Raw genomic sequence first — 14,057 nt, 5'->3', positions numbered from 1 at the left:
GCGCGAGACCCCGCGGCACCCGGACGAGCCGTCCGCCCGGACCCACTTCAGGCCGGTCGGCTCCGTCGACCTCACCCGTCCGCCGGGCAGCGGCCGGCCGACTCTCCCGCCGCCGCCCTACCGCTGGCCGGTCGAGCCTCCCCTCACCCCCGCCGAGACGACCACCCGGCTTCGGCCCGTGCCCGCCCGCCACCCCGGCAGGACGGCAGCCGCGATCACCTGCGTGGTCCTCGGCCTCGGCCTCATCGGCGGCGCCGTCACCGGCAGCTGGCTGACCGGCGACTCGTCCGCCGACCCCGCGTCGGGCGCCGGCTACGCACCGCTCCGTACGCTCTGGCACAGCACCCCCGTCGACACCTTCTTCCCGCCCACCCTCAAGGGCGACGGCGCGGGTCCCGGCGGCGCCGACCGGACCTGGACCAGGGTCGCCGTGGCACCCGACGGCGGCTGCGCCGGAGCCCTCGATCCCCTCCTCCTCAAGACGCTGCGCACGGTCGGCTGCGAGCGGGTCCTGCGGGCGACCTACACGGATGCCACCGGCACCGGCGTCGTCACCGTCGGCATGGTCTTCACGGAGGCCGATCCGGCGGCCATGAAGGCACTGGGCGCCCGGTTCACCGACGAGAAGCTCACGGAGCGCACCGACCTGATGCCCCGCACCTTCCCGGTGAAGGGCACCGTCGCCGCCGGCTTCGGCGCCGGGCAGCGCGCGAGCTGGACGGTCGACGTCCTCACCGAGGCGCCCGTCGTCGTCTACGCCGTCTCCGGCTTCGCCGACGGACGCCCGGTCCCCGACCCTCAGCCGGTCGACAAGGCCACCGCCGACGGCGCGAAGACGGCAGCCGCCCAGTCCGGGCTCGGTCACGACGCCAAGGGCATCGCGGACCGGGTCGAAGACGGTCTGCGTGAATCAGTCAGCACGGCAACGGAGCCCCCCGGATGACGACGCCCCCGCCGGCCACCCGAACGACACCGGCAGCGACCGCACGGACAACGACGTCGCGGCGCCGCGTCGCGGCCACCCTCGCCGCCGCCTCCTTCCTGCTCGCCGTCCCCGCGACACCCGCCCACGCGGACGTCATCCGCGCCCAGCAGTGGGCCCTCGAAGCGATGCACACCGACGAGGCCTGGCGCACCACCAAGGGCGACGGCATCACCGTCGCCGTGCTCGACACCGGCGTCGACCCCACGCACCCCGACCTCGCCGGGCAGGTTCTGACCGGCAAGGACCTCATCGGATTCGGCGCCAAGAGCGGCGACCGCGCCTGGGCCCGCCACGGCACCGCCATGGCGGGCATCATCGCGGGCCGGGGGCACGGCCCCGGCCGCGAGGCCGGCATCCTCGGGATCGCCCCCGAGGCGAAGATCCTGCCGGTCCGCGTGATCCTCGAAGGCACCGACCCGGACCGGTCCAAGGCCCGTAAATCCCGCGGTGGTTCACTCGCCGACGGCATCCGCTGGGCCGCCGACAACGGCGCCGACGTCATCAACCTCTCCCTCGGTGACGACAGCGAGTCGGCCCACCCGGAGCCCGGCGAGGACGCCGCCGTCCAGTACGCGCTGGCCAAGGGAGCCGCTGTCGTCGCCTCGGCGGGCAACGGCGGCGAGAAGGGCGACCGCATCTCGTATCCGGCCGCGTACCCCGGCGTGATCGCCGTGACGGCCGTCGACCGCTACGGCACCCACGCCGCGTTCTCCACCCGCCGCTGGTACGCCACCGTCAGCGCGCCCGGCGTCGACGTCGTCATAGCGGACCCCGACCGCCGCTACTACGAAGGCTGGGGCACCAGCGCCGCCGCCGCCTTCGTCTCCGGCGCCGTCGCCCTCGTACGTGCCGCGCACCCCGAACTCCGCCCGGCCCAGATCAAGAAGCTGCTGGCCGACACCACGCGCGATGCCCCGAACAGTGGCCGCGACGACTCCACCGGCTACGGCATCGTCGATCCGGCCGCCGCGATCGAGGCGGCCGGGAAGCTCGGCCCCGCCACCGCCGACGCGCAGAAGAAAGCGACCGGCTATACGAAGCGGTACTTCGGCCGCGGCCCCGACGACGCCTCCGGGGAGTCCGAGCCGGCCGCCTGGCTCGCCCCGCTCGCGGGTGGCCTCGGCGCGCTGCTGCTGGCCGGCGCGGTGGTGCTCTGGCGCGGCGGACCGGTCAGCGGACGCCGAGGGCGGCGCTGACGGCGGCCCGCGCCGCCGCCTCGACCACCGCGATGCCCGCGTCCTTCGTAGGATGCCCGCCCGACAGGACGGCCACGAGTACGTCGCGGTCTCCCGCGGTGACGCGGCCGACCGAGTTGACGACCCACAGCCCGGTGGCGCTCAGCGGCATCCAGCCGTTCTTGAGCGCCGGCGCGCTCCCCGCCGCCGAGACGCCCCACGCCTGGTCCGGCACCACATGGGTCATCAGGTCCGCCACGAAGGCGCGCGACCGCTCGCCGAGCGGGGTCGGACCACCGCCGAACACGGCTTCCAGCAGAGCCAGTTGATCCGCCGCCGTGGTACGTGTGAGGCCCCAGCTCGCCGCCGCCACCGACTCGCGCAGACCGAGCCGGCGGTGGGCCGCGTCCAGTTCGCCGACGCCGCCGACCACCGTCAACAGCGCGGTGGCTGCCTCGTTGTCGCTGCGTTCGATCATGTCGGCGGCCGACGCGCGTTCTTGGGAGGTCGGCTCGCGGTCCGTGTCCTGGGCGCGCAGCAGCAGCGCGGCGAGGATGCCGAGCTTGACGACGCTGGCGGTCGGGTGAGTGGGATCCGGTCCCCGGCGGTACGCCGCGGTGCGGCCGGTGACCGTGTCGCGTACGGCGATGTCGTACGTGACGTTCTCGCCGACCGCCTCGCCGAGCGGCTCACCGGGAGCGCCCATGCCGTCCCCCTCCGTCGCCACCGCTTCCGCCGCTGATTCTGCCCTCCGTCGCCGGGCGGCGACAGCACGCCGACTACGCTCGACCCGTGGCCCTCAAGAACATTCCCGATTCCGGTTTCTCCACCGACGACGGCACCGCCGACCCCGTCCTCGTGGAGGCCCTCGCCGCCTGGTCCGGTGACCGGACGGCCGAGCCGCGCGTGCTCGCCGCCCTCAAGGGCGCCCGGCTGCTCGTCCCCGTCGTCGCCGTTCTCGGCGAGACCGAGGAGGACGAGCGCGGACTGCGGCGCGAGAAGAACAGCGACATGGCCGTCCCCACGCTCCGGGCCGGCGGCCGGCGCGCCCTGCCCGCCTTCACCTCGACCGCCTCGCTGGCCCGCTGGGACCCGGCCGCGCGCCCCGTCGCCGTACCGCTGCACCAGGCACTGAGCGCGGCGGCGCACGAGAAGGCCGACGCGGTGGTCATCGACCTGGCGGGACCGGTGCCGTACGAACTCTCCGGACCGGCCCTGTTCGCGCTCGCCGAGGGCCGCACCAGCACCGACCCGCTCGACGACCCCGCCGTCGTGGCCGCGGTGAAAGAGGTGGTCGCCGCCGAGACCTCCGTACTGAGGGCGCATCTCGGTCCGGGGGACGCCGACGGCACCCTGGCGCTCGTGCTGCTCCCGGACGCCGCTCCTGCGGACGCGGTACGGCGGGTCGCGGGCGCGCTGGCGGCGGACGACGTGCTGAGGGCCCGCCTGGTGCGCGGTCTCGACCTGGCACTGCTGCCGGCCGGTGCCTCACCCCCGGGCGAGCCCCTGTTCGTGCGCGATCAGCCGTAGACCGGCCACGGATCCGCCGTGGATCCGCCGCGGACCGGCCCTGGAGCGGTGGATCAGCCGTAGACCGGCCCCGTGTACTTCTCACCGGGGCCCTGGCCCGGCTCGTCCGGGACCAGCGATGCCTCGCGGAAGGCCAGCTGGAGCGACTTGAGCCCGTCCCGCAGCGGCGCCGCGTGGAAGGAGCTGATCTCCGTCGCGCTCGCGTCCATCAGCCCGGCCAGCGCGTGCACCAGCTTGCGGGCCTCGTCCAGGTCCTTGTGCGCGTCGCCGTCCTCCGTGAGACCGAGCTTCACCGCGGCGGCGCTCATCAGATTCACGGCGATCGTCACGATCACCTCGACGGCCGGGACCTCCGCGATGTCGCGGGTCATGGCGTCGAAGTCGGGAGAAGAGTCCTGGGGAGAGGGCGTGTCGCTCATGCCGCACACGATAGGCCCAGGGGTGCGGGCCGCCGTCGTCGCGGTCACCGGTGGTCACGTGCGCCCGGTGCGTACCCGGCGGTTAGCACCATCCCCGCCGTACTGCTAACCTTGTGTTACGACCGGTCGGACACGCGTGTGTCCGGCCCACAAGTGGAGGCTCCGTTCTCCCACCTGGCTGCCCCTCGGGGCGGCGGGTCACCGGTCAGGTGGCGCCCATCGTTCCGTACGGACGATGGAGCCGCCCGATGCGCGCCCCGCGGTTCGACGCGGCGGTGTTCCGGTATCTATGGAGCTCCTGCCTGTGTCCCGTTCGGGGCTATTTTTCTCCCCGCGGTTGGTCTGAAAACAGACGTTACGCGGCTGTCTGCCAGACAGTCGTGTGGTGCTACCGAGGAGGATCCATCAGCGCTGAGCCCCGCATTAACGACCGGATTCGTGTTCCCGAGGTCCGCCTTGTCGGCCCCAGCGGCGAGCAGGTCGGCATCGTGCCGCTTGCGAAGGCCCTGGAGCTCGCGCAGGAGTACGACCTGGACCTGGTCGAGGTCGCGGCGACCGCCCGTCCGCCCGTGTGCAAGCTCATGGATTACGGGAAGTTCAAGTACGAGTCGGCCATGAAGGCCCGTGAGGCGCGCAAGAACCAGGCGCACACGGTCATCAAGGAGATGAAGCTCCGGCCGAAGATCGACCCGCACGACTACGACACCAAAAAGGGTCACGTCGTCCGGTTCCTCAAGCAGGGTGACAAGGTCAAGATCACGATCATGTTCCGTGGTCGTGAGCAGTCCCGCCCGGAACTGGGCTTCAGGCTGCTCCAGCGTCTGGCTTCGGACGTCGAGGAGCTCGGCTTCATCGAGTCGAACCCGAAGCAGGACGGCCGGAACATGATCATGGTTCTGGGCCCGCACAAGAAGAAGACCGAAGCCATGGCCGAGGCCCGCGAGGCCCAGGCGGCCCGCAAGGCGGAGCGCCAGGGTTACGCGCCGGACGACCACGTGGACGAGTCCCCGGACGCCACGCAGGCTCGTGCGAACGCCGAAGCCGAAGCCGAGGCCGAGGCTCCGGCCGAATCGTCCTCCGACGCGTGACCCACGGGGTGGCCATCCAGGCTCCCCCGGGTTCCGCCCGGATAGTCCAGACAGAGAACTGACGCTCCCAGGAGCCGGTCCGACCGGCCGGGAGAGCCACTGACGAGGAGAGAACGGCGCTATGCCGAAGAACAAGACGCACAGCGGTGCCAGCAAGCGCTTCAAGATCACCGGCTCCGGCAAGGTGATGCGTGAGCGTGCCGGCAAGCGCCACCTGCTCGAGCACAAGTCGTCGCGAGTGACCCGACGCCTGTCCGGCGTCGTCGAGCTGGCCCCGGGCGACGCCAAGAAGATCAAGAAGCTTCTCGGCAAGTGACGTCGCGGCCCCCGGTGACGGGGGTGCGACGCCAGGACCGGGACCCAATTCGTTTCCGGGCCGGGTGAGCGGTGACTTACTCCCGCTGAACCCAGCCCCGCTACAAGGAGTTAACAAGTGGCACGCGTCAAGCGGGCAGTCAATGCCCACAAGAAGCGCCGGGCGATTCTCGAGCAGGCCAAGGGTTACCGCGGCCAGCGTTCACGCCTGTACCGCAAGGCCAAGGAGCAGGTCACTCACTCCCTGGTCTACAACTACAACGACCGCAAGAAGCGCAAGGGCGACTTCCGCCGGCTGTGGATCCAGCGGATCAACGCCGCCGCCCGCCAGAACGGCATGACGTACAACCGCCTCATCCAGGGTCTGAACGCCGCCAACATCGAGGTGGACCGCAAGATCCTGGCCGAGCTCGCGGTCAACGACGCCAACGCGTTCGCCGCGCTGGTCGAGGTCGCTCAGAAGGCGCTCCCGAGCGACGTCAACGCCCCGAAGGCCGCTGCCTGATCCCCTGCCGGATCACGGTCACGGATCACCGATCACGGACCGCAGCACTTCCCGCCGGACCCGCAGGCACCTCGCCTGCGGGTCCGGCGCGTTCCACCCCCGTAACGGAGCACGTACGCCACACCCCGCCACGCGCGCGTACGTCCGCACGAGAAGCGAGCCGCCGCCCATGGGCACCCCCGAGCTGATCTCTCCGCGTTCCCCGCGTGTCACCGCCGCCCGGCGGCTCGTCAGACGGGCCTTCCGCGGCAAGGAGCGCCGGTTCATCGCCGAGGGCCCGCAGGCCGTACGCGAGGCGGTCGGGCACCGGGGCGACGACGGTGCCCCGACGCTGATCGAGCTGTTCACCACCGTCGAGGCCGCCGAGCGGTACGCCGACATCGTCGACGCCGCCCGCGCCGCCGGGGCGCAGGTGCACTACGCGGACGCCGACGTCGTCGCCGACGTCTCCCAGACCGTCACCCCGCAGGGCCTGCTCGGCGTCTGCCGCTTCCTGGACTCGCCGTTCGAGTCCATCCTGCGCGCGCGCCCCCGCCTCGTCGCCGTACTCGCGCACGTACGCGACCCCGGCAACGCGGGCACCGTGCTGCGCTGCGCCGACGCGGCGGGCGCCGACGCCGTCGTCCTCACCGACGCGTCCGTCGACCTCTACAACCCCAAGTCGGTCCGGGCGTCGGTCGGTTCGCTCTTCCATCTCCCCGTAGCCGTCGGCGTCCCCGTCGAAGAGGCCGTGGCGGGTCTGCGGGGTGCGGGTGTCCGGGTCCTGGCCGCCGACGGGGCGGGCGACGACGACCTCGACGACGAGCTGGACGCGGGCACCATGGGCGGCCCGACCGCCTGGATCTTCGGTAACGAGGCGTGGGGGCTGCCGGCCGAGACCAGGGCCCTGGCGGACGCCGTCGTACGTGTGCCGATCCACGGAAGGGCCGAGAGTCTGAACCTGGCGACCGCCGCGGCCGTATGTCTCTACGCCTCGGCTCGGGCGCAGCGTGTCCGCACTGCGAGCTGAGGGGGACCGCGCAGTCACCTTGAGCGATGAGAGCTAGTAGGGTGACGGACAAGTCGGGGGCCCACTGTGCTCTTCGGAAGAGGTGGGATGCGGGCATGACGGTCGGGGCGAGCGGGTCGGCCATCACACGGGGACCCGTCAGGCCGGATCCCGGCGAATCCGTCCCCGACGGTCCGGGTGGCCACGAATGGAACCTCGGACAGGACGTCGGGATCGATCCCGACGACCTCCCCGACGGTCTCGTCGTCGCCGACGAGACGGGCCGCGTGATCTGCTTCAACGCCGCCGCCGCCCGGATCACCGCCGTCGCGGCCACCGAGGCCGTCGGCAGCCCGCTGGAGCACGCGCTGCCCCTCGAAGACCTCGAAGGCCGCCGCTGGTGGGCGCTCACCGATCCCTACGGCGGTCTCCTCACCCGCTTCGGCCAGCCCGAGCGCAATCTGCTGCTGCCCGGCGGCCGTGAGGTCCTGGTCTCCGCCCGTTACGTGCGCGCGTACCCCCAGGGGCCCGTACGCAGGCTCGTCATCAGCATCCGCGGCACCGAGGCCCGGCGCCGTACCGAACGCAGCCACGCCGAGCTGATCGCGACCGTCGCGCACGAGCTGCGCTCCCCGCTCACGTCCGTGAAGGGCTTCACCGCGACGCTGCTCGCCAAGTGGGAACGGTTCACCGACGACCAGAAGCGGCTCATGCTGGAGACCGTCGACGCCGACGCCAACCGCGTCACCCGGCTGATCGCCGAGCTGCTCGACATCTCCCGCATCGACTCCGGCCGTCTTGAGGTGCGCCGCCAGCCGGTCGACATCGGCACCGCGGTCGGACGCCACATCCAGTCCATCACCGCGTCCGGCCAGTCACCCGACCGTTTCCTCGTACGGATCCAGCAGCCGCTGCCCGCCCTGTGGGCCGACCCCGACAAGATCGACCAGATACTCGGCAACCTGCTGGAAAACGCGGTGCGCCACGGCGAGGGAACCGTCACCATCGAGGTGGCACCCGCCCAGGTCAAACATGTCGAGTACGCGCACGCGGAACACGCGAACGCGGAGCACACCCACGCCGACGGCGGCGCGAAAGGAACAGCGGTCACCGTGAGCGACGAAGGTCCCGGCATCCCCGAGGAGTCGATGGGCCGCGTCTTCACCCGCTTCTGGCGGGGGAGCAAGCGCGGGGGCACGGGCCTGGGCCTGTACATCGTCAAGGGCATCGTGGAGGCGCACGGCGGGACGATCACCGTCGGCCGCGGACCCGGCGGCGGGGCACAGTTCCGATTCATCCTGCCCGTCGGCGCCCCGGCCTATCTGAAATAGGCTTCGTCACGAAGTGTGAGGCAGGCGGTGGTGGGTGACGGGCGGGCCTGACAGCCCACGGGCTCCTTCACTCCGTACGGCCTTTAGACTCGACCCTTGGCACCTTTGCGCCCTCGGCCATCGAGCGGGGTCGTTTTCGCCTAGGCCCCGTCCGGTCGATCAGCCGCAGGCCCGCGGCTGATGCGCGGGATACCGACCGGACAGGACCCAACCAACCGGAAGTACGGGAAGAGATGTCGGCACCCAACAAGTCGTACGACCCAGTCGAGGTCGAGGCGCTGAAACCGGAAGAGATCGAGCGCATGCGGGACGAGGCGCTCGCCGCCTTCGCCGCCGCGGGCGACCTCGACGCGCTCGCTCACGCGAAGACGGCGCACGCCGGCGGCACCTCGCCCCTCTCGCTCGCCAACCGCGAGATCGGCGCGCTGCCGCCGCAGGCCAAGGCCGAGGCGGGCAAGCGCGTGGGCCAGGCCCGCGGCGCCGTGAACAAGGCGTTCGCCGCCCGGCAGGTGGAGCTGGAGGCCGAGCGTGACACGCGGGTGCTGGTCGAGGAGGCGGTGGACGTCACACTGCCCTACGACCGCGTTCCCGCCGGCGCCCGGCACCCGCTCACCACCCTGATGGAGCGCATCGCCGACATCTTCACGGCCATGGGCTACGCCGTGGCGGACGGCCCCGAGGTCGAGGCGGAGTGGTTCAACTTCGACGCCCTGAACTTCGTGCCCGACCACCCGGCCCGCCAGATGCAGGACACCTTCTTCGTCCAGGGCCCGAAGGGCACGGCCGACGACGAGTCCGGAGTGGTGCTGCGCACGCACACCTCGCCGGTCCAGGCGCGCGCCCTGCTCGACCGTGAGCCGCCCGTCTATGTCATCTGTCCGGGGCGCGTCTACCGCACGGACGAACTGGACGCCACCCACACCCCGGTCTTCCACCAGGTCGAGCTGCTCGCCGTGGACGAGGGCCTCACCATGGCCGACCTCAAGGGCACCCTCGACCACATGGTCCAGGAGCTGTTCGGCGGCGAGGGCATGAAGACCCGGCTGCGGCCGAACTTCTTCCCCTTCACCGAGCCGTCCGCCGAGATGGACATGGTCTGTTACGTGTGCCGCGGCGAGTCCGTCGGCAACCCGGACCGGCCCTGCCGCACTTGCGGCAGCGAGGGCTGGATCGAGCTGGGCGGCTGCGGCATGGTCAACCCGAAGGTGCTCGTCGCCTGCGGTGTGGACCCCGAGAAGTACAGCGGATTCGCCTTCGGGTTCGGAATCGAGCGGATGCTGATGTTCCGCCACAACGTCGAGGACATGCGAGACATGGTCGAGGGTGACGTCCGGTTCACCCGGCCGTTCGGGATGGAGATCTGATGCGCGTCCCGCTTTCCTGGCTGCGGGAGTACGTCGACCTGCCGGCCACCGAGACAGGCCGCGACGTGCAGGCCAAGCTCGTCCCCGCCGGTCTCGAGGTCGAGACGGTCGAACAGCTCGGCGCGGGCCTCAAGGGCCCCCTCGTCGTCGGCAAGGTCCTCACGATCGAGGAACTGACCGAGTTCAAGAAGCCCATCCGTTTCTGCACGCTCGATGTCGGCGACGCCAACGGCACCGGTGAGCCGCAGGAAGTCATCTGCGGCGCGCGGAACTTCGCCGTCGGTGACAAGGTCGTCGTGGTCCTGCCCGGCGCCGTGCTGGCCGGCGGGTTCGAGATCTCCGCCCGCAAGACGTACGGCAGGACCTCGCACGGCATGATCTGCTCCAGCGGTGAGCTGGGCATGGGCGACGACGGCAGCGGCGGCATCGTCGTCCTGCCGCCGGAGTACGAGGTCGGCACCGACGCCGTCGAGCTGCTCCAGCTCGTCGACGAGGTCCTCGACATCGCCGTCACGCCCGACCGCGGCTACTGCCTGTCGATGCGCGGCGTCGCCCGCGAGACCGCCACCGCGTACGGGCTCCCGCTGCGCGACCCGGCGCTGCTCGACGTGCCCGCGCCGAACTCGTACGGCCACCGCGTGGAGATCGCCGACCCCGTCGGCTGCGACCACTTCACCGCGCGTACGGTCACCGGGCTCGACCCGGAGGCGCGCTCGCCGATCTGGCTCAAGCGCCGGCTCCAGAAGGCCGGGATGCGGCCGATCTCGCTGGCCGTCGACATCACCAACTACGTGATGCTGGAGATCGGCCAGCCGCTGCACGCGTACGACCGCAACCGGGTCAACGGCGCGATCGGCGTCCGGCGTGCCGAGCAGGGCGAGGAACTGACCACGCTCGACGGCGTCAAGCGCGTCCTGGACGCGGCCGACCTCGTCATCACCGACGACCGCGGGCCGATCGGCCTCGCCGGGGTGATGGGCGGCGCCGACACCGAGATCGCCGACGGCGAGATCGTGGCGAGCCCGCTGTCCACGTCCGCCGCCGAACGCGCGGCGCGCGGCACCACCGAGGTCGTCATCGAGGCGGCGCACTTCGACCCGATCTCGATCGCCCGCACCGCGCGCCGGCACAAGCTGCCCTCCGAGGCGTCCAGGCGCTTCGAGCGCGGTGTCGACCCGCACGCCTCGTCGGCCGCCGCGCAGCGGACCGTCGATCTGCTGGTGCTGCTCGCGGGCGGCTCGGCGGAGGCCGGCGTCACCGAGGTCGTCGCCCCGTCCGGGCCGCACACCATCACGATGGCCGCCGACCACCCCGACCGGGTGGCCGGTCTCGCGTACGGCAGGGAGACCGTCGTCCGCAGGCTCCAGCAGGTCGGCTGCGACGTCCGGGGACAGGACGAGCTGATCGTCACCGTCCCGAGCTGGCGCTCCGACCTGCGCGAGATCAACGACCTCGCCGAAGAGGTCATCCGGCTGGAGGGGTACGAGAATCTGCCCTCCACACTGCCCCGGCCGCCGGCCGGGCGCGGGCTCACGGAGCGGCAGCGGCTGCACCGCAGGGTCGGCCGCGCGCTGGCGGGCGCGGGCTATGTCGAGGTGCTGAACTACCCGTTCGTCGGTACGGCGCAGCTCGACCAGCTCCAACTGCCCGCCGACGACGACCGTCGCCGTACGGTCACGCTCGTCAACCCGCTCGCGGACACCGAGCCCGAGATGCGCACGACACTGCTGCCGGGTCTCTTCGGCGCGCTGCGCCGTAACGACGGCCGTGGCTCGCACGATCTGGCGCTCTACGAGACGGGCCTGGTCTTCCGGCCCACGGGCGAGGAGAAGGTGCCGCCCCGGCTGCCCGTCGACCGGCGTCCCTCGCCCGAGGAACTGGCGACGCTCGACGCCGCGCTGCCCCGGCAGCCGCGCCGCGCGGCCGTCGTCCTCGCCGGCGCGCGTGAGCGGGCCGGCTGGTGGGGCGCGGGCCGTCCCACCGACTGGGCGGACGCCGTCGAGGCGGCCCGTACGGTCGCCGCCGAGGCGGGCGTCGAGCTGACGGTCGAGGCCGATCAGCACGCGCCGTGGCACCCGGGCCGCTGCGCGGCGCTGTACGCCACGGTGGACGGGGAGCGCACCCTCGTCGGCCACGCCGGTGAGGTGCACCCGCGCGTCATCAAGGCGTACGGCCTGCCGGAGCGCGCCTGCGCCATGGAGCTCGAACTGGATCTCGTGGAGCGGGCCGGCACGGGCGCGCTGCGGGCGCCGCGGATCTCGACCTTCCCCGTCGCCACACAGGACGTGGCGCTGGTGGTGGCCGAGGACGTACCGGCCGCCGATGTGCAGCGGGCGCTCGGCGAGGGTGCGGGTGAACTGCTCGAATCGGTGCGGCTGTTCGACGTGTTCACCGGTGAGCAGCTGGGTGAGGGGCGGAAGTCCCTGGCGTACGCCCTGCGCTTCCGCGCCGCCGACCGGACGCTGACCGTGGACGAGGCGTCCGCCGCGCGTGACGCCGCGGTGGCGCTGGCGGCCGAGCGCACCGGGGCGGTGCTGCGCGGGGCGTGAGCCGCGCCCGTACGGGAGTGAACGGCCGTGGGGCGCTGCCGGACTCAGGTCCGGCGGCGCCCCACGGCCGATTCCGCCCTGTACGGGAGTCCCGACGATGTGGGTGGGGCGGATCGAGCACGCCGCCACGTCGCCGGTGGGAACCGTCGCGGATACCGGCGCAGGCCGGGGGGACGAACACTGCGCCGTATCCGCCTCGCAACTTCTACGCGGCCGGTGCGCCGCCCGCCCCGCCGCGGAGTGTCGGGCAGGTAGGCGGGACGGACGACGCCGGGTGGGCCGCCGTACCGCACGAGGGGGAGTGCGACGGCCTGGCCGCTCCTTGCGAGACGACCAAGTCAACAGCCACCCGGCCGGACGCGGCAGGGCGCACAACGGCCGGATCCGGGCATTACGTTCACACCCCGTGCGATGTCCCGCTCCACTACGCTGTGGCTGCCGAGCCCACGGAGGGCCACATGCAGCCCAACACACTGCTGGATTCACTGATCGACGAGGCGCGGATGTCCCACGCCGGGTTCGCCGCCCGGGTCAACAGGGCCGGACAGTCGCGCGGACTCGGCCTTCGGTACGAACACACCTCTGTGCTGCGGTGGTTGAGAGGCCAGCGACCGCGCGGCCAGGTGCCCGACCTGATCTGCCAGGTGCTGGGCGAACGGCTGGGACGCACCCTCACGCTCGACGACATCGGCCTCGGTGTGACCCCCGACGTGCCGAGCCGCGACGCCACCCTGTCGGTCTTCGTGGAGCGGGCCACCGCGCTGTGGCGCTCCGACCAGCAGCAGCGCGGCCATGTCGTGGCGGCGCCCGCCGTGACCGGTACCCATGCCGTGATGCCGGTCTGGGAGTGGGAGAACCCGCCGGAGGACGCGGACGTCTCGCGCAGCGGCCACAGCCGCGTCGGCCCGGCGGACATCGAACTGCTGCGGACGGCCAGGGCGCACTACGAGCTGATGTATCGCAGGGCGGGCGGCCTCGCCACCCACGCGCGGATCGTGGGGTTCCTCAACGCCGAGACGGCGCCCCTGCTGCGCGGCGGCTACAGCGACGCGACGGGGCGCCAACTGCACCGTGCCACGGGCGGATTGGTGGCGGTGGCCGGGATCTGCGCGTACGACTCCGACGCGCAGGGTCTCGCCCAGCGCTACTTCCACCAGGCGCTTCGGCTGGCGAAGGCCAGCGGGGACACGTGGCTCGGCGCGTACGCCATCGCGCTGCTCGTCAACCAGTCGCTGTTCATGGGGGAGTACCGGCAGGCCGTGGCCTTCGCCGAGGCGGCGCTGCGTACGGCGGGACGGGCGATCACCCCGGCGCTGGCCGCCGATCTGTACGCGATGCAGGCCAAGTCGTACGCCCTGCTCGGCGACGGGCGCGCGGCGCGGGAGTGCATCGGACGGGCGGAGACCGAGGCGGGCCGGATCAGGCCGGGCCAGGAGCCGGACGAGACGGGTTATGTCGAGCCGGGCCTGGTCAATGTGCAGGTGGCCGAGGCGCTGCTCAGCCTCGGTGAGCTTTCGGCCGCACGGACGCACGCCGCCGAGGCGGTGGGCGCCCCGGCGCACGACCGGGGGCGGGTGCACCGGCTCGCGATGCTCAGCCAGATCGAGCTGCGGCAGGGCGAGCCGGACCGGGCCGCCCGTACCGCGCGGGAGATGGCCGAGCGCGCCCGGGGGATGGAGTCGCTGCGGCTCAGGGACCGGATGGGTGTGGTGCGGCTGGGGCTGATGGAGTGCGGCAGTGCGGACGCTACGGAAGCGGCCGGATTCATCGCACGGGCCCTGCGCGTTCCCCTGTGAGGAGGCGCCTAC

13 protein-coding genes are annotated in these 14,057 nt (G+C 72.3%); 11 read left to right on the top strand and 2 right to left on the bottom strand.

Translation table 11 applies throughout. The features are described 5' to 3' along the window. The first annotated feature begins 178 nt into the window (after positions 1 to 178). Both P3L51_RS09640 and mycP read left to right on the top strand, forming a co-directional pair. The gene (locus P3L51_RS09640; protein WP_354604693.1) at positions 179 to 943 is read left to right on the top strand and encodes a hypothetical protein; all 765 of its coding nucleotides are present in this window, start codon (positions 179 to 181) and stop codon (positions 941 to 943) included. Further along, entirely contained in the window at positions 940 to 2,181 is a 1,242-nt protein-coding gene (mycP, locus tag P3L51_RS09635; protein ID WP_354604688.1) for a type VII secretion-associated serine protease mycosin, read from the top strand. The genes P3L51_RS09640 and mycP overlap by 4 nt, the downstream gene beginning before the upstream one ends. On the opposite strand, the gene P3L51_RS09630 is transcribed toward mycP, so the two are convergent. After that, positions 2,156 to 2,866, bottom strand: coding sequence for a serine hydrolase (locus P3L51_RS09630; RefSeq protein WP_354604687.1), 711 nt, complete (start codon positions 2,864 to 2,866; stop codon positions 2,156 to 2,158). The two genes, mycP and P3L51_RS09630, sit on opposite strands and share 26 nt — an antisense overlap. Positions 2,867 to 2,952: 86 nt before the next feature. Between P3L51_RS09630 and P3L51_RS09625 the strand changes: the two genes are divergently transcribed. Further along, positions 2,953 to 3,690, top strand: a complete 738-nt coding sequence (locus P3L51_RS09625; protein ID WP_354604686.1) for an SseB family protein — start codon at positions 2,953 to 2,955, stop codon at positions 3,688 to 3,690. A gap of 53 nt (positions 3,691 to 3,743) precedes the next feature. Here the strand turns inward: P3L51_RS09625 and P3L51_RS09620 are convergent, their stop codons facing one another. Then, positions 3,744 to 4,109 (bottom strand): DUF1844 domain-containing protein, encoded by a 366-nt coding sequence (locus P3L51_RS09620; RefSeq protein WP_354604685.1) that lies wholly within the window; start codon positions 4,107 to 4,109, stop codon positions 3,744 to 3,746. A 380-nt stretch (positions 4,110 to 4,489) separates the two neighbouring features. On the opposite strand from P3L51_RS09620, the gene infC reads away from it, so the two are divergent. The 8 genes from infC to P3L51_RS09580 all read left to right on the top strand — a co-directional run bounded on the left by infC (position 4,490) and on the right by P3L51_RS09580 (position 14,045). Further along, positions 4,490 to 5,197 carry a translation initiation factor IF-3 gene (gene infC / locus P3L51_RS09615; RefSeq protein WP_354604692.1) on the top strand — a complete coding sequence of 236 codons (708 nt, stop codon included), beginning with the start codon at positions 4,490 to 4,492 and terminating at the stop codon, positions 5,195 to 5,197. A gap of 121 nt (positions 5,198 to 5,318) precedes the next feature. Continuing rightward, entirely contained in the window at positions 5,319 to 5,513 is a 195-nt protein-coding gene (gene rpmI, locus P3L51_RS09610; RefSeq protein ID WP_354604684.1) for a 50S ribosomal protein L35, read from the top strand. A 117-nt stretch (positions 5,514 to 5,630) separates the two neighbouring features. Continuing rightward, positions 5,631 to 6,017 (top strand): 50S ribosomal protein L20, encoded by a 387-nt coding sequence (gene rplT / locus P3L51_RS09605; RefSeq protein WP_023542860.1) that lies wholly within the window; start codon positions 5,631 to 5,633, stop codon positions 6,015 to 6,017. Between the two features lie 169 nt (positions 6,018 to 6,186). After that, entirely contained in the window at positions 6,187 to 7,026 is an 840-nt protein-coding gene (locus P3L51_RS09600) for a TrmH family RNA methyltransferase (RefSeq protein WP_354604683.1), read from the top strand. A gap of 95 nt (positions 7,027 to 7,121) precedes the next feature. Beyond that, positions 7,122 to 8,336, top strand: coding sequence for a sensor histidine kinase (locus P3L51_RS09595; RefSeq protein WP_354604682.1), 1,215 nt, complete (start codon positions 7,122 to 7,124; stop codon positions 8,334 to 8,336). Positions 8,337 to 8,569: 233 nt separating this feature from the next. Continuing rightward, positions 8,570 to 9,700 (top strand): phenylalanine--tRNA ligase subunit alpha, encoded by a 1,131-nt coding sequence (pheS, locus tag P3L51_RS09590; RefSeq protein WP_354604681.1) that lies wholly within the window; start codon positions 8,570 to 8,572, stop codon positions 9,698 to 9,700. Then, positions 9,700 to 12,249: a phenylalanine--tRNA ligase subunit beta gene (gene pheT, locus P3L51_RS09585; RefSeq protein ID WP_354604680.1), complete on the top strand. Its 2,550-nt coding sequence runs from the start codon at positions 9,700 to 9,702 to the stop codon at positions 12,247 to 12,249. The genes pheS and pheT overlap by 1 nt, the downstream gene beginning before the upstream one ends. 458 nt (positions 12,250 to 12,707) lie before the next feature. Beyond that, positions 12,708 to 14,045 (top strand): NsdA family TPR-like regulatory protein, encoded by a 1,338-nt coding sequence (locus tag P3L51_RS09580; RefSeq protein WP_354604679.1) that lies wholly within the window; start codon positions 12,708 to 12,710, stop codon positions 14,043 to 14,045. Positions 14,046 to 14,057 lie beyond the last annotated feature (12 nt).

Origin of the sequence: Streptomyces panacea, from assembly GCF_040560175.1 — a bacterium.
GTDB classification, from domain to species: domain Bacteria; phylum Actinomycetota; class Actinomycetes; order Streptomycetales; family Streptomycetaceae; genus Streptomyces; species Streptomyces panacea.
Note: the sequence above shows the minus strand (reverse complement) of the source record. Positions and strands in the feature narration are given on the sequence as shown.